The following is a 13,752-nucleotide window of genomic DNA, read 5'->3' on the forward strand; positions in this document are numbered from 1 at the left end:
AGGTATCTCCATGGCTGAATATAGCGCCCCCCTTAAAGATATGCGCTTTGTTCTGGATAATATCGCCGATCTTGCGGCTCTCTCAAAGCTGGACGGTTATGAGCATGCGGAATCGGATGTTGTTGATGCGGTTCTGGAAGAGGCGGGAAAGTTCGCCAGCAATGTTCTTTCGCCGATCAATAAATCTGGTGATCTGCAGGGGTCCCATGTGAAAGACGGGGTGGTGACCACGCCCGACGGTTGGAAAGAAGCTTATGCCGGTTTTGTCGAAGGTGGGTGGAACGGGATTTCCGCGCCTGAGCAATATGACGGCGGCGGGCTGCCGAGCGCGGTGTCGCTGGCGACGGTGGAAATGTGGAATGCGGCTAACCTTGGCTTTGCGCTCTGCCCACTGCTCACTCAAGGCGCAATCGAGAGCATCATCGCCCATGGCACGAAAGAGCAGCAGGATAAATACCTCAAAAAGCTGGTGAGCGGGGAATGGGCCGCCACCATGAACCTGACCGAGAGTCAGGCCGGATCTGACGTCGGCGCGCTTCGTTCCAAGGCGGAACCGGCGGAGGATGGAAGCTGGCGGATTTCGGGGCAGAAAATCTTCATCACCTATGGCGACCATGAGATGAGCGAGAACATCATCCATCTGGTGCTGGCCCGTACGCCGGGCGCCCCGGCAGGCACGCGCGGCATCTCCCTCTTTATCGTGCCGAAATATCTCGTGAATGAGGATGGGTCGCTTGGCGAGCGGAACGATCTTAAATGCGTCTCGCTTGAGGAAAAAATCGGCATCCATGCGAGCCCGACGGCGGTGATGTCCTACGGCGATAACGGTAATTGCGTCGGTTATCTGCTCGGCGCTGAAAACAAGGGCATGGCTTGTATGTTCACCATGATGAACAGTGCCCGCCTCGGTGTTGGCGTGCAGGGGCTCGCCATCGCGGAACGCGCCTATCAGCAGGCGGTCGAATACGCCCGTGATCGCAAGCAGGGGCAGGCCCCGGGTATGCCAAAAGGCGAGATGACTCCGATTATTCATCATGCGGATGTGCGTCGAATGTTGATGACCATGCGCGCAAATATCGAGGCCATGCGCTGCCTGATATACCTGAATGGTGCTTGTCTTGATGTGGCACATCACGGCCCGGATGAAATGGCACGCGCACAAGCCATGGGCATGGCTGAACTTTTAACCCCGCTCTCTAAGGCCTGGTGTACAGATCTCGGCGTGGAGACGGCCTCCACCGCCGTTCAGGTGCATGGCGGCATGGGCTTTATCGAGGAAACCGGCGTTGGCCAGTATTACCGCGACGCCCGCATCCTGCCGATTTATGAGGGGACGAACGGCATTCAGGCGCTTGATCTGGTAGGGCGCAAGCTCGGCCTGCAAGGTGGAAACCCGGTGAAGGAAATCTTCGCTGATATGCAGGAAACGGTGACCGGGCTGGCCAAGGTAGGCGATGAGATGGCAGGAATGTCGCTACAGCTTAACCTCGCGGTGTCGGCACTGAAGGACGCAACCGACTGGCTCTATGCCAACGCGCCGAATGATCCACACGCGGCGCCAGCCGGTGCGACGCCCTATCTTCGCATGTTTGCAACAACGGTGGGGGCGCATCTTCTCGGCCGTTCGGCGTTGAAGGCACGGGCGCTACTGAATGACGGTGCAGCGGATACGGATTTCCTGAAGGCGAAAATCATTACGGCTCGTTTCTTCATGGGCCAGATCCTGCCGACAGCCACAGCGCTGCTCGGCCCCGTGACGGAAGGGCCAGAGACTTTATTTGCGATTGATGAAGATTTGCTTTCTGCCTGATCAGGGGGGGGCTTATTTGACGTTAACGTAAACGTAAAATAGAATAACAAGAGCGGCGGGCGTTCTGCCCAGCTGCCATCAGGACGAGTACTAATGACTTATAGTGAAATAACCTACCCCTTTGATACCCGCCCCGGAGACGGCGAGGTTCTGGAAGTGAGCGACGGCATCCTCTGGGTGCGGATGCCGATCCCGATCCCGGGTCTTGACTATATAAACCTCTATCTGATCGAGGATGATGACGGCTGGACGATGGTGGATTCTGGACTGAATACCGGCGATATCCGCGACCATTGGCGCAGTATTTATGCGAAGTATCTCAAAGGTAAACCGATTACCCGGATGATCTGCACTCATTTTCATCCCGACCATATGGGGCAGGCAGGTTGGGTCACCTATAAATGGAATATTCCGCTGACCATGACGTTCGGTGAATGGACCTTCGGACGGATGCTTTATCTGGAGGCCCAGAAGGAAACGCCGGACTATGTGGTGGATTTTTATCGGTCTGTTGGTTTTACTGAGGAAATGCTGGAAAAAGTCCGTGACCGGGGCTTTAATAATTTCCGCCAAGCCATGTCACAGGTGCCCATGGGTTTCAACCGGATCGCCGACGGCGATATCATCACCATCGGCAAGCGGGACTGGCAAGTGATCGTCGGGCAGGGTCATTCGCCGGAACATGCCTGCCTTTATTCGCAGGCGGACGGGATATTGATCTCCGGTGATCAGGTGTTGCCGCGCATTACGCCGCATATCGGGGTCTATCCCGCAGAGCCGCTCGCCAATCCGTTGAAGAAATTCATCGATTCCATTGAAATATATAAGAAATTGCCGAAGGATACCTTCGTCCTTCCAGCCCATAATGATGTTTTTTACGGCCTTCATAACCAGCTTGATTTTTATCAATCACACCATGAAGATCGGCTTAACCGGTTATTGATCGCCTGTGATACACCGCAATCAGCAATCGATCTGCTACCGGTGCTATTCGATCGGGAGCTGGACGAAAAAGACAAGGGGCTTGGGATTGCAGAAGGCTTGGCCCATTGTCATTATCTTGTTGGTGAGGGCAAGTTGGAGAGGATCATGGGAAGCGACGGAATCTGGAAATTCCAGAGAAGCGCCGAACGCAAGGCGGTTGCCTGAGCAATAACAACTCAAGAAAATAATAAAAAATAAAGGAAACAAAGAGATGACAAAAGACCTTTTAGTCGAAAAGAAAGACGGCATTGCCACAATTACCCTGAACCGACCGGAGGCGCGCAACGCCCTGTCGATGGAAATGCGTTCAGGTTTGTATGATGCCTTTGTCGATATGGAGAATGATGACAGCGTTCGTTGTATTATCCTGCGCGGTGAAGGGGAGCATTTCCAGGCGGGCGGAGATGTGAAATCCTTCACTGAATATGCGAAGATGGACCCGGAAGAGCGCCGTAAAGCATTTGAAAAGCGTATCCATACCCTGCACCCGACAATTTTTACCATGACACGGATGCCGAAGCCGATTATCGCCAGTGTGCGGGGCGGTGCGGCCGGTTTCGGCCTTTCGCTAATGATGGCCTGCGATATGGTTATTGCTTCGGAAGACGCCTTTGTCACGCTTGCCTATATCGGGATTGGCACGACGCCGGACGGCTCGGGCTCCTACATGCTCCCCCGGATTGTCGGGCTGAAGAAGGCGATGGAAATTGCCATGCTCGGCGACCGGATCAAGGCGGCGGAGGCCAAGGATCTCGGCCTCATCAATTTCGTGGTCCCGACCGAGGAGTTGGGCGCGGAAACCGCGAAGCTCGCCAAACGGCTTGCTAACGGCCCGACGGTCGCGCTCGGTCGGACGAAGCAGTTGCTTAATGCCTCACTCGGGAATAGTCTGGAAGAACAGCTCTCGCTCGAAGCGCAAGGCTTTGCCTTTTGTGCGTCCAGCAATGATTGGGTCGAGGGAGTAACTGCCTTTAAAGAGAAGCGGAAGCCCGTCTATAAAGGCAATTAACGGGCTCCGGTTCTCGCATGGAACAGGGAGACGGTTATGGCGGATCTGAAGGGAAAGACTCTTTTCATCACAGGCGCGAGCCGGGGCATCGGACTTGCCATCGGTAAACGTGCCGCGGCAGATGGCGCAAATGTCGTCATCGCCGCCAAAACCGCAGAACCCCATGCCAAGCTGAAGGGCACGATTTATAGTGCCGCCGAGGAGATAGAGGAGGCGGGCGGAAAAGCGCTCCCCCTCGTTGTTGATGTGCGGGAAGAAGACATCGTCGAGGCGGCAATGAAGCAGGCGGTGGATACCTTTGGCGGGATTGATATTCTCGTCAATAATGCCTCCGCTATCAGCCTGACCGGAACGCTTGAAACCCCGATGAAGCGCTACGACCTGATGCATCAGATTAATATCCGCGGAACGTTTCTCTGTTCACAGAAGGCAATTCCTTACCTTAAAAAGGCCGAGAACCCACATGTGCTCAACCTGTCCCCGCCACTCAATTTCGAGGCGCACTGGTTCTCGCCCCATGTGGCCTATAGCATGGCGAAATACGGGATGAGCCTCTGTGTCCTTGGCATGGCGGAGGAGTTCAGGAAGGCGGGCATTGCTTTTAACGCTCTCTGGCCACGCACGGCGGTCGCAACTTCGGCAATGGATCTGATTGGTGGGCCAGATGTGCGCAATAAATGCCGCAAAGACACGATTATGTCCGATGCGGCGCATATCATCCTGACCAAGCCGTCACGGGAATTTACCGGGAATTTCTGCATTGACGATGAATTGCTGGCGGATGCCGGGGTCACGGATTTCGCGCAATACCGCTTCGAAGGGGTAGAAGAGAAAGACCTGCTTCCCGATTTCTTTGTCTGATCAGGCGGCCTGACGTAACTCCAGCCGGTTCCAGACATCTTTCAATGCTCCGACGAGTTCAGCCATCATCGCATCATCATGGAACGGTGTTGGCGTAATGCGCAAGCGTTCCAGTCCGCGCGGCACGGTCGGGTAGTTGATCGGCTGAATATAGATGCCATAATCATCAAGCAGCATATCGCTCGCCTGCTTGCATAGTTCTGCGTCATAAACCATCAGCGGCACAATATGGGTGACTGAGGGAAGGACAGGTAAGCCCGCTTCCGCGAACAGCTTCTTGAGGGTCGCGGCGCGTTCCTGATGATGTTCGCGCTCCGCCTGGCTTGATTTCAGGTGCCGCACACTGGCAAGGGCACCCGCAGACATCACCGGAGAGAGCGTTGTCGTGAAGATAAAACCTGACGCGTAGGAGCGAATGGCGTCGACGATATTCTGGCTTGCCGTGATAAAGCCGCCGACCACGCCAAATGCTTTACCGAGTGTGCCTTCAATAATATCAAGACGGTGCATCAGCCCCTCGCGCTCCGCCACGCCACCACCACGCGCACCATAAAGGCCAACCGCATGGACTTCGTCAAGATAGGTCATTGCGTTGTATTTATCTGCAAGGTCGCAGATTTCTTTTATCGGGGAGATATCGCCATCCATGGAATAAACCGATTCAAAGGCGATAACTTTGGGGCGGTTCGGGTCGATGGATTTAAGCTTATCTTCCAGATCGCGTACATCGTTATGGCGGAATATCCGTTTTTCGCACCCCGAATGACGCACACCATCAATCATGGAGGCGTGGTTGAGCTCATCGGACAGGATCACACAGCCTGGCAGTAGTTTGCCAAGGGTGGAGAGCGTTGCATCGTTGGAGACAAAACCGGATGTGAAAACGAGCGCCGCTTCCTTCTCATGAAGATCAGCAAGCTCTCGCTCCAGCTCGCAGATCAAACGGGTGTTGCCGGAAATATTTCGGGTGCCGCCCGCGCCGGCGCCAAACTGGTCCGTCGCATCCTTGATTGCGTCCAATACATCCGGATGTTGGCCCATGCCGAGATAGTCGTTAGAGCACCAGATGGTAATGTCCTGCGTTCCGCCATCATCCAGATAACGGGTTGCGCGGGGGAAATCACCGGCATGACGGCCAAGCTCGGTAAAGACGCGATAGCGTTTCTCGTCTTTCAGAGCGGCAATCGCCTTCTCGAACATGCTTTCGTAATCCATCGTCTGCCCTTAAACTATGCGTGGTCCATCGACTGATGTATTTCTAATTACAGTTTCCGACCGATCCGTGACAAGAGACAAAAGGTCGCAACATGGTTCTGGTCGCGATCATGTGATCAGTCTTTACCGCGCCCTTCCGTCAAACGCCTAGATCCTAGTGGGCCATCAAGACCGGAATGGGGCAGTTATTCAATACTTCTTCTGTGACGGCGCCAAAAAACAGCCGGCGCAGACGGCTGCGGGTGTAGGCCCCCATCACCAGAAGATCGGCGTTACATTTATTGGCTTCGGTCAGGATTGATTCAGCCGTTGACTTACCGTTTGAATCCGTAATCTCGCAACGATCCGCATGCACCCCATACATCGTGAGATAGCGCTGTACGGCCAGTGGGTGAATGTCTTCATCCAGATCATCAACGGCGGAAATCAGCATGACTTTTTCGGCGGTCTGCAGGAAGGGCAAGGAGTAGGAGAGGGCGCGGGCCGATTCCTCCGATCCGTTCCAGGCAAAGGCGACACGCATGCCGACATCTTTTGGCAGTACCTTATCCAGCAGCAGGACAGGCCGCCCGGTCTCTCGCAGTGCCGTATTAATCAGCAAGGAATTGTTGATCTGTTCCTCACCTTCCTGCTTGCAGATAATAATCAGGTCAAACAAACGACCGTAGCTATGAATTGTATCTTCGCTATTCCCCTGCTTTTCAACGAAGCGGGCAGAGGCGCCATCCGCGGTTGGCCGGTCAGAGATGTCATGGATAACCGGCACGCCCATGCGGCCGGCAATTTCCTTGAATTGTTCCCGCGCGCGATGGCGTCGTTCTTCGCCATCCTTCTCCGCCATTTCAATCACGCTTTCGATCATGGTGGAGGTCATCCCCTCACCAACGAAGGCAGCGGCGGACCGCGGGTCAATCTTGATATGGAGCGCATTGACATGGGCACCGAAGCGCGTTGCGAGATTGAAGGCGCTTTCAAGTGCCTTTGCGTCGCTGTCGTTGTTTGCGCCGGAGACGGGAACGAGAATATTTTTAAAATGCATTGAATACCTCAACCTGTGAGTTTTCATTTAAATGTAACACTAAGACCCTAAATCCTAAAGGGTTTTGTCAGCATCTCCGGCTAATCCTCGTCGTCCCGGCCTGTCTCGATATGAAGGGGGTCTTGATGAACAATAGCTTCAGCATCGGGATATTCGGCCATCAGCCGGGCCTCCACAGCGTCAGAAATGGTATGCGCGTCCCGCAAGGAGATGCTGCCGTCCATGTCGATATGCATCTGCATGAACAGCTGCTGGCCGGAGCGGCGGGTGCGCAGGTCATGAATACCAAGCACGCCGGGCTGTTTCAGGACGGTGGCCTTGATATTCTCCCGCTCTTCATCGCCCAGCTCCTCATCCATCAAATCAGCGAAGGAGGTTCGGATAATCTTCCAGGCACTGAAGATCAGGACAAGCGCGATCAGGATGGCAAACAGCCCGTCGGCATAACGCCAGTGGAACACGATGTCGAGTATCAGCGCGAGGATCACGCCGCCATTGATAAGCACATCGCCAACATAATGCAGAGAATCGGCGGAAATCGCCACAGACCGGGTCTTGCGGATTACATGGCGCTGATAAAGGACGAGGCCGATGGTCAGCGCGATGGAAATCACCATGACAATAATGCCAACGTCTCCCGCGTAAACCGGCTTCGGGTTAAGGAGCCTCTCTCCGCCTTGAAACAGCAAAAAAACCGCTGACCCTGTAATGATTGCTGACTGGAAAAGCCCGGCAAGCGCCTCCGCCTTGCCATGGCCGAAGCGATGGTCGCTATCAGCGGGCACGAGTGCCTGACGCACGGCGAAGAGATTTATGACGGAGGCCGCAAGATCGAGAATGGAGTCAACCATCGTCGAGAGCATGGCGACGGAATTGGTGGCGAAATAGGCAAAAGCCTTGATCAGGATCAGCAGCAGCGCAACACTCACGGCGGCATAGGTGGCGCGCTTCATCAAATAGCCGTTTGCAGTCTCTTCCTTCTGTGGAAGTTGGGTGTCTGGATCGGCGGTCACAGTTGGCTTAATCCTATTGTAAATGATTTCGCGGAGTATCTGGTTATCTTACGGGTAAAGGACACTCTCTGTCCAACCTCCGGCGCCCTTGTCATAGCGGCGGCGTTCATGCAAACGGAAGGGCCGGTCGCGCCAAAACTCTATCCGCTCCGGGATGATGCGAAAGCCGGACCAATAATCAGGCCGAGGGATCGCTCCAATTGCATATTTCGCCGCATATTTTGCAACCTCTGCTTCAAGCGTGAAGCGGCCTTCCATCGGGCGGGATTGCTGACTGGCCCAGGCGCCGATCCGGCTATCGCGCGGCCGGCTGTCAAAATAGGCATCTGCCTCTTCATTCGAAACCTTTTCGACGGTGCCTTGAATGCGTATGCTGCGGCGCAGGGATTTCCAGTGAAAACAAAGACCTGCACGCGGGTTGGCAAGCAATTCGCGGCCTTTTTGGCTTCCGAAATTTGTGTAGAAGACGAAGCCGCGTTCATCCGCACCCTTGAGCAGCACCATGCGCACAGACGGATAACCGTCCGCATCGGCAGTCGCAAGCGCCATGGCTGTCGGGTCGTTGGGCTCACTCTTTTCGGCTTCCGCCATCCAGTCCTGAAACTCACTCAGGAGTTCGGTAATGTTTTTCACAGTCATTTTCAGATACTCGTTATGTCACTGCATGCCACTGCTTTGCCGCATTTCATTGCCAAACTTAATCCGCCTCGACGGAATTGTCGACCGGCGACGTTTAAACTAAGATAGGTCCAAGCGAAAGCATTTGAAATGATTTGTGATGGGCCTGTTACTATAAATGTGTTCCCAATCCCTATATAGTGGGAACGGGGATTGCCTGATAGTATGTCAGGATTGGATTTTATGATGACAAGGATTGCAATGATGCGGAAATCAAATCTACTGATGGTCACGGCGATGGCGTCGGCGCTTGCTCTTGCGGGTTGCGCGGATGCCCAGAATAACCCAAAAACAACCGGTGGCGCCATAATTGGCGGTATTGGTGGTGCGTTGCTTGGCTCCATGTTCGGCAAGGGTAAGGGGCAGCTTGTGGCCGTTGGCCTTGGCACGTTGGCCGGTGCGATGGTCGGCAGTGAGGTCGGTAAGACTCTCGACGCGGCGGACCGGGCGCAGATTGACCGCGCCGAGAAACGGGCGACAACAGCGCCGATCGGTCAGACGATCTCCTGGAATAATCCGGACAGTGGCAATTCTGGCTCAATCACGCCGGTGCGCGACGGTAATCATCTGGATGGTCGCTACTGCCGGGAATTTCAGCAGACGATTGAAGTTGGCGGCAAGCTTGAAAAAGGCTATGGGACAGCCTGTCGGCAGCCTGATGGCTCCTGGCAGATTATGAACTAAGGGGTGGAAGGCGGCCACGGCCTCTCTGATAGAGCGGGATCGTCGTGCCGGGTAACAATTTTAATGAGACGTTTTAAGCTATTCACGGTTGGCCTGACGGCGGCGATGTTTGTCACCTTGGGGGCAATCCCGTCCGTATGGGCAGACTTCAACGATGGTGTCGAGGCATATGAGGCCGGAGATTATAAAACCGCGTTCAATGAATGGCTACCGCTGGCAAAGAACAACGATCCGGCGGCGATGCGGAATATCGGCCATATGTATCGCCGCGGTCTTGGCACGGCGCAGGATTATGCCAAAGCAATGACTTGGTATAAACGCGCGGCGACCATCGGGTTTGACCGGGCGCAGGCCAATGTCGCGGGTATGTATCTGGAAGGCGAGGGGGTGGAGAAAGACTACGCCCAGGCTGCAAATTGGTTTGCCCGCGCCGCGCAGCAAGGGCATGTCGTGTCCCAGTATAATCTCGCCTTGCTGCTGGAAAACGGCCTTGGGGTCGAACGCAGTGACAAACGGGCGCTTGGCTGGTTTGCATTGGCCGCAAAGGCGGGTCATCCGCAGGCCCAGAAGAAAGCGGCGGAACTGGCCGCACGCATCAAGAATCAGCCGGATGATGGCGATACGAATGCCTCTGGCGGACCGTTGATCACATCAGTCGAAACACAGGAACTCGTACCGACTGCAGAAACTAAGTCGAGCGAGGTGATTCAAAAGGCTGCAATAGATGAAGAGCAGGCAGATGAAACAGAAGTGACGCAGGTGGCCGAGGGGCTCGCCGCTCAGGAAAGTGTGACACAGGAAGAAGCGGACAAGGCCGCCGTAACATCCGAAAAAGGGGTTCAGAAAAAGGGCTTTTATGAAGCTCTTAAATCCCTCGTTGTGACACAGGGGCGCAAGACGACAGACGATGCATCGGCAACGGCACCCGCTGAAAAACCCGTTGCGGCAACCCCCGCCGAGACGGTAACGGAAAAGAAAGCTCCTGTTCCTCCGGTAGTTCCTAAAGTGACACCGACACCGGCAGATAAGCCAGTTGTTGCGGCGGTTCCTGTTAAGCCGGTAGAGGTTGCGGCTATTCCGGCGCCGGTGACAGCGAAGCCGGTAAAAGCGAGCCCCGCCGTGCAGGCCGTACCGACCGGAACGGGCCTCAGTGCGGCTGAAAAGCTGGAAATGGCAGATCTCGCCTATACACTGAAACAATATCAGCAGTCATTGAGCATCTGGGCGCCGCTGGCCGAAGACGGCAATGCAGAGGCGCAATATCGGCTCGGCGCTCTATTTAATGCAGGTGTAGCGCTGCCAGTAGACCGGGTGCGTGCTTACTTCTGGTGGGACAAGGCGAAGAGCAACGGCTCACGCGAGGCCGCTGCCGCACTCGCTAAGCTGGAGCCCAGCTTGACATATCTCGAAAAAAGACAGATTGATCGGGTGAATTAGTTAAATCCTAAGAAAAATTTCTTATATACTGATTCTAAAGCGACTTATTGATTTCAGGGGCGCATTGGCGTCCAGCATGGCAACGGATGAAAAATTTATACAGTATTCTTGGTGTTTCTAAGGGCGCGAGCCAGCAGGAAATTAAATCCGCTTATCGCAAGCTCGCCAAGCAGCACCATCCGGACGCAAACCCCGGGGATACGAAGGTAGAGGAGAAATTTAAGGAAATCTCCGCAGCCTACAATATCCTCGGCGATGAGAAGCTGCGCGCGCGCTATGATGGCGGCGAGATCGACGAGCATGGGCAGGAGAAGATGGGCGGCTTTCGCGGCGGCCATCGGGCTTCCTCCGCAGGTGGTTTCGGCGGCGGTGGAGCAGAGGACATATTCTCTGAGATTTTTGGTAATTTACGCGGTGGCGGCTTTCGCGGGCGTGTGCCCGAAAAGGGCCGCGATCGAAAATTCGCCATCGAGATCGACTTTATGGAGGCGGCCCTCGGGGGTAAGCGACGCCTGACCATGGGGGATGGCGGACGAACATTGGACGTCGCTATTCCCGCAGGTGTTACAGACGGACAGCAGATCCGCTTGCGCGGGCAAGGGGAAGCCGGGGCCGGTGGCGGTCCGGCAGGCGATATCCTGATCAATGTCACGGTGCTGCCACACAGTTTTTTCCGTCGGGACGGGCAGAATGTCCTGATTGAATTGCCGATCAGCCTGCCTGAAGCGGTTTTGGGGGCCTCGGTCAAGGTACCGACGGTGGATGGGCCGGTTAATCTGAAAGTTCCCTCCGGTTCAAACACAGGTACCAAGTTACGCCTGAAGGGCAAGGGTATCGTCGGCGCAAAGGGCGGTTCGCGCGGGGACCAGATGGTCAGCCTGAAGGTTGTCTTGCCTGATGAGCAGGACGAAGAATTGCAAGACTGGGTGACGAAATGGGCGGAAACACATGCCTATGACGCACGTTCCAAGCTGAAGGCGAAATAGCCGTCATTGGCCGCGCCGTGCATAAGTCTTTTGACTGCCCTTCATAAGCGCTATAAAAAGATAGAATAATTATAGTTTTGTAGACGGGTAATGAGGGGGCGCGTATGACGCAGCACAAGGGTTTGATGGCTGGTAAAAGAGGCCTTATTATGGGGGTCGCCAATAACCACTCGCTGGCGTGGGGTATTGCACAGGCGTTGCATGAACATGGCGCAGAGATCGCGTTCACTTACCAGGGCGAAGCGCTCGGAAAACGGGTAATTCCTCTCGCCGAGAGTGTAGGATCCGACACGGTTCTGGAATGCGATGTCACGGATGATGCCTCGATGGATGCGGTGTTTGCGGCGCTGAAAGAGAAATGGGGTAAGATCGATTTTTTCGTTCATGCCATTGGTTTCTCTGACAAAAATCAGCTGCGTGGCAATTTTTCCGATACCACACGCGACAATTTCAACATGACGATGGAGATTTCCTGCTTCTCATTTATTGCGTTGGCCAAACGCGCCTCTGAGCTTATGAGCGAGGGTGGCAGCATGGTGACGCTGACTTATTACGGATCGGAGCGGGTCATCCCACATTATAACGTGATGGGTGTCGCCAAAGCTGGGCTGGAGGCGGCAGTGCGCTATCTCGCCGTTGAGATGGGCAAGGACAATATTCGCGTAAATGCGCTTTCCGCCGGGCCGATCAAGACGCTGGCTGCAAGTGGAATCGGAGATTTTCGCTACATCCTGAAATGGAACGAATATAACTCGCCGCTCAAGCGCAATGTCACCATTGATGATGTCGGTGGATCTGCACTCTATCTGCTGAGCGATCTCGGTGCGGGTGTGTCCGGGGAAACACATCATGTGGATGCCGGGTATCATGTTGTCGGCATGAAGGCGGAAGACGCGCCCGACATCACCAAGTAAACAAGTTTTCAGGCGGAAGTCCTTATGTCTCACAATAGTTTCGGTCATCTGTTCCGGGTGACGACCTGGGGGGAAAGCCACGGCCCTGCGCTTGGTTGCGTGATTGACGGCTGTCCGCCGCTGATTGATGTCAGTGAGGCGGAGCTTCAGCACTGGATGGACCGGCGCAAACCGGGTCAGTCGCGCTTCACCACCCAGCGGAAAGAGCCCGACGCGGTTAAAATCCTTTCGGGTGTGTTTGAGGGGAAAACGACGGGTACGCCAATCAGCCTGGTGATCGAGAATGTCGATCAACGCTCCAAGGATTATGGCGATATCAAAAGCAAGTTCCGCCCGGGCCATGCAGACTTCACTTATCAGACGAAATACGGCATTCGTGATTATCGCGGTGGTGGCCGCTCCAGTGCGCGGGAGACGGCGGCGCGGGTCGCGGCGGGTGGTATTGCCCGTAAAGTTCTCGGCGACACCATCAGGATCAAGGGCTATCTTACGCAGATCGGCGACAAGGTAATCGACCGGTCCCGCGCCGATATGTCTGAGATTGATAACAATCCTTTCTGGTCGCCCGATCCCGGCATTGTTGGCGAATGGACGGACTATCTCGATGCGATCCGAAAGTCAGGTTCCTCCGTCGGTGCGGTGATTGAGGTTGTGGCCTCTGGCGTGCCTGCAGGCCTTGGTGCCCCGATATATGGTAAACTTGATTCTGATCTTGCCATGGCGATGATGACGATCAATGCGGTGAAAGGGGTGGAAATTGGCGATGGATTCTCTGCCGCCGCGCTCACCGGGGAAACCAATGCCGATGAAATGCGCAGCGGTAATGAAGGCTTTCCAAGGTTTCTCAGTAATCACGCGGGCGGTATCCTTGGCGGGATTTCGACAGGTCAGGATATCGTTGTTCGGTTCGCAGTGAAGCCGACGTCATCAATCCTCAAACCCCGCGACACGATTGATATCGACGGGAATGAGACGGAAATCCAGACAAAAGGCCGCCATGACCCCTGCGTCGGTATTCGCGGTGTCCCGGTGGGGGAGGCCATGATGGCTTGTGTCCTTGCGGACCATCTCTTGCGTCATCGCGGCCAGAATGGCTAAATAAAAAACAACAATAATCTCAAA

The 13,752-nt window shown here is 55.0% G+C and carries 13 protein-coding genes; 9 read left to right on the plus strand and 4 right to left on the minus strand.

Features of this window, described 5'->3' with window-relative positions:
- Window positions 1-10: 10 nt before the first annotated feature.
- The 4 genes from LKE13_RS12585 (at window position 11) to LKE13_RS12600 (ending at window position 4,664) form a co-directional block, all read left to right on the plus strand.
- Window positions 11-1,810, plus strand: coding sequence for an acyl-CoA dehydrogenase (locus tag LKE13_RS12585; protein WP_227951720.1), 1,800 nt, complete (start codon window positions 11-13; stop codon window positions 1,808-1,810).
- 93 nt (window positions 1,811-1,903) lie between these two features.
- Window positions 1,904-2,959, plus strand: coding sequence for an MBL fold metallo-hydrolase (locus tag LKE13_RS12590; protein WP_227951721.1), 1,056 nt, complete (start codon window positions 1,904-1,906; stop codon window positions 2,957-2,959).
- A 46-nt stretch (window positions 2,960-3,005) separates the two neighbouring features.
- Window positions 3,006-3,803, plus strand: coding sequence for an enoyl-CoA hydratase/isomerase family protein (locus tag LKE13_RS12595; protein WP_227951722.1), 798 nt, complete (start codon window positions 3,006-3,008; stop codon window positions 3,801-3,803).
- 36 nt (window positions 3,804-3,839) lie between these two features.
- Window positions 3,840-4,664, plus strand: a complete 825-nt coding sequence (locus tag LKE13_RS12600; RefSeq protein ID WP_227951723.1) for an SDR family oxidoreductase — start codon at window positions 3,840-3,842, stop codon at window positions 4,662-4,664.
- Here the strand turns inward: LKE13_RS12600 and hemA are convergent, their stop codons facing one another.
- From hemA to pdxH, 4 genes are all read right to left on the minus strand, one after another.
- Window positions 4,665-5,879, minus strand: a complete 1,215-nt coding sequence (gene hemA / locus LKE13_RS12605; protein WP_227951724.1) for a 5-aminolevulinate synthase — start codon at window positions 5,877-5,879, stop codon at window positions 4,665-4,667.
- Window positions 5,880-6,033: 154 nt separating this feature from the next.
- The gene (locus tag LKE13_RS12610; RefSeq protein ID WP_227951725.1) at window positions 6,034-6,918 is read right to left on the minus strand and encodes a universal stress protein; all 885 of its coding nucleotides are present in this window, start codon (window positions 6,916-6,918) and stop codon (window positions 6,034-6,036) included.
- A gap of 80 nt (window positions 6,919-6,998) precedes the next feature.
- Window positions 6,999-7,931 (minus strand): cation diffusion facilitator family transporter, encoded by a 933-nt coding sequence (locus tag LKE13_RS12615; protein ID WP_227951726.1) that lies wholly within the window; start codon window positions 7,929-7,931, stop codon window positions 6,999-7,001.
- A gap of 48 nt (window positions 7,932-7,979) precedes the next feature.
- The gene (gene pdxH / locus LKE13_RS12620) at window positions 7,980-8,570 is read right to left on the minus strand and encodes a pyridoxamine 5'-phosphate oxidase (protein ID WP_227951727.1); all 591 of its coding nucleotides are present in this window, start codon (window positions 8,568-8,570) and stop codon (window positions 7,980-7,982) included.
- A 222-nt stretch (window positions 8,571-8,792) separates the two neighbouring features.
- Between pdxH and LKE13_RS12625 the strand changes: the two genes are divergently transcribed.
- The 5 genes from LKE13_RS12625 (at window position 8,793) to aroC (ending at window position 13,728) form a co-directional block, all read left to right on the plus strand.
- Window positions 8,793-9,293, plus strand: coding sequence for an RT0821/Lpp0805 family surface protein (locus LKE13_RS12625; RefSeq protein ID WP_227951728.1), 501 nt, complete (start codon window positions 8,793-8,795; stop codon window positions 9,291-9,293).
- Window positions 9,294-9,356: 63 nt separating this feature from the next.
- A complete protein-coding gene (locus LKE13_RS12630) occupies window positions 9,357-10,730 on the plus strand; it encodes a tetratricopeptide repeat protein (protein ID WP_227951729.1) in 1,374 nt (457 codons plus the stop codon).
- A gap of 86 nt (window positions 10,731-10,816) precedes the next feature.
- Window positions 10,817-11,716, plus strand: a complete 900-nt coding sequence (locus LKE13_RS12635) for a DnaJ C-terminal domain-containing protein (RefSeq protein ID WP_227951730.1) — start codon at window positions 10,817-10,819, stop codon at window positions 11,714-11,716.
- Window positions 11,717-11,820: 104 nt separating this feature from the next.
- Window positions 11,821-12,630, plus strand: coding sequence for an enoyl-ACP reductase FabI (gene fabI, locus LKE13_RS12640; protein WP_227951731.1), 810 nt, complete (start codon window positions 11,821-11,823; stop codon window positions 12,628-12,630).
- 24 nt (window positions 12,631-12,654) lie between these two features.
- Window positions 12,655-13,728 carry a chorismate synthase gene (gene aroC / locus LKE13_RS12645; protein WP_227951732.1) on the plus strand — a complete coding sequence of 358 codons (1,074 nt, stop codon included), beginning with the start codon at window positions 12,655-12,657 and terminating at the stop codon, window positions 13,726-13,728.
- Window positions 13,729-13,752: the final 24 nt, after the last annotated feature.

Origin of the sequence: Sneathiella sp. HT1-7 (assembly GCF_020731145.1) — a bacterium.
Lineage (GTDB): Bacteria > Pseudomonadota > Alphaproteobacteria > Sneathiellales > Sneathiellaceae > Sneathiella.

Excerpts from the sequence above, each read along its gene's own strand:
- LKE13_RS12610 (WP_227951725.1), bottom strand. The coding sequence starts at position 6,918 with ATGCATTTTAAAAATATTCTCGTTCCCGTCTCCGGCGCAAACAACGAC.
- LKE13_RS12600 (WP_227951723.1), top strand. The coding sequence starts at position 3,840 with ATGGCGGATCTGAAGGGAAAGACTCTTTTCATCACAGGCGCGAGCCGG.
- LKE13_RS12635 (WP_227951730.1), top strand. The coding sequence starts at position 10,817 with ATGAAAAATTTATACAGTATTCTTGGTGTTTCTAAGGGCGCGAGCCAG.
- hemA (WP_227951724.1), bottom strand. The coding sequence starts at position 5,879 with ATGGATTACGAAAGCATGTTCGAGAAGGCGATTGCCGCTCTGAAAGAC.
- LKE13_RS12590 (WP_227951721.1), top strand. The coding sequence starts at position 1,904 with ATGACTTATAGTGAAATAACCTACCCCTTTGATACCCGCCCCGGAGAC.
- LKE13_RS12585 (WP_227951720.1), top strand. The coding sequence starts at position 11 with ATGGCTGAATATAGCGCCCCCCTTAAAGATATGCGCTTTGTTCTGGAT.
- LKE13_RS12595 (WP_227951722.1), top strand. The coding sequence starts at position 3,006 with ATGACAAAAGACCTTTTAGTCGAAAAGAAAGACGGCATTGCCACAATT.
- aroC (WP_227951732.1), top strand. The coding sequence starts at position 12,655 with ATGTCTCACAATAGTTTCGGTCATCTGTTCCGGGTGACGACCTGGGGG.
- pdxH (WP_227951727.1), bottom strand. The coding sequence starts at position 8,570 with ATGACTGTGAAAAACATTACCGAACTCCTGAGTGAGTTTCAGGACTGG.
- fabI (WP_227951731.1), top strand. The coding sequence starts at position 11,821 with ATGACGCAGCACAAGGGTTTGATGGCTGGTAAAAGAGGCCTTATTATG.
- LKE13_RS12630 (WP_227951729.1), top strand. The coding sequence starts at position 9,357 with ATGAGACGTTTTAAGCTATTCACGGTTGGCCTGACGGCGGCGATGTTT.
- LKE13_RS12625 (WP_227951728.1), top strand. The coding sequence starts at position 8,793 with ATGATGACAAGGATTGCAATGATGCGGAAATCAAATCTACTGATGGTC.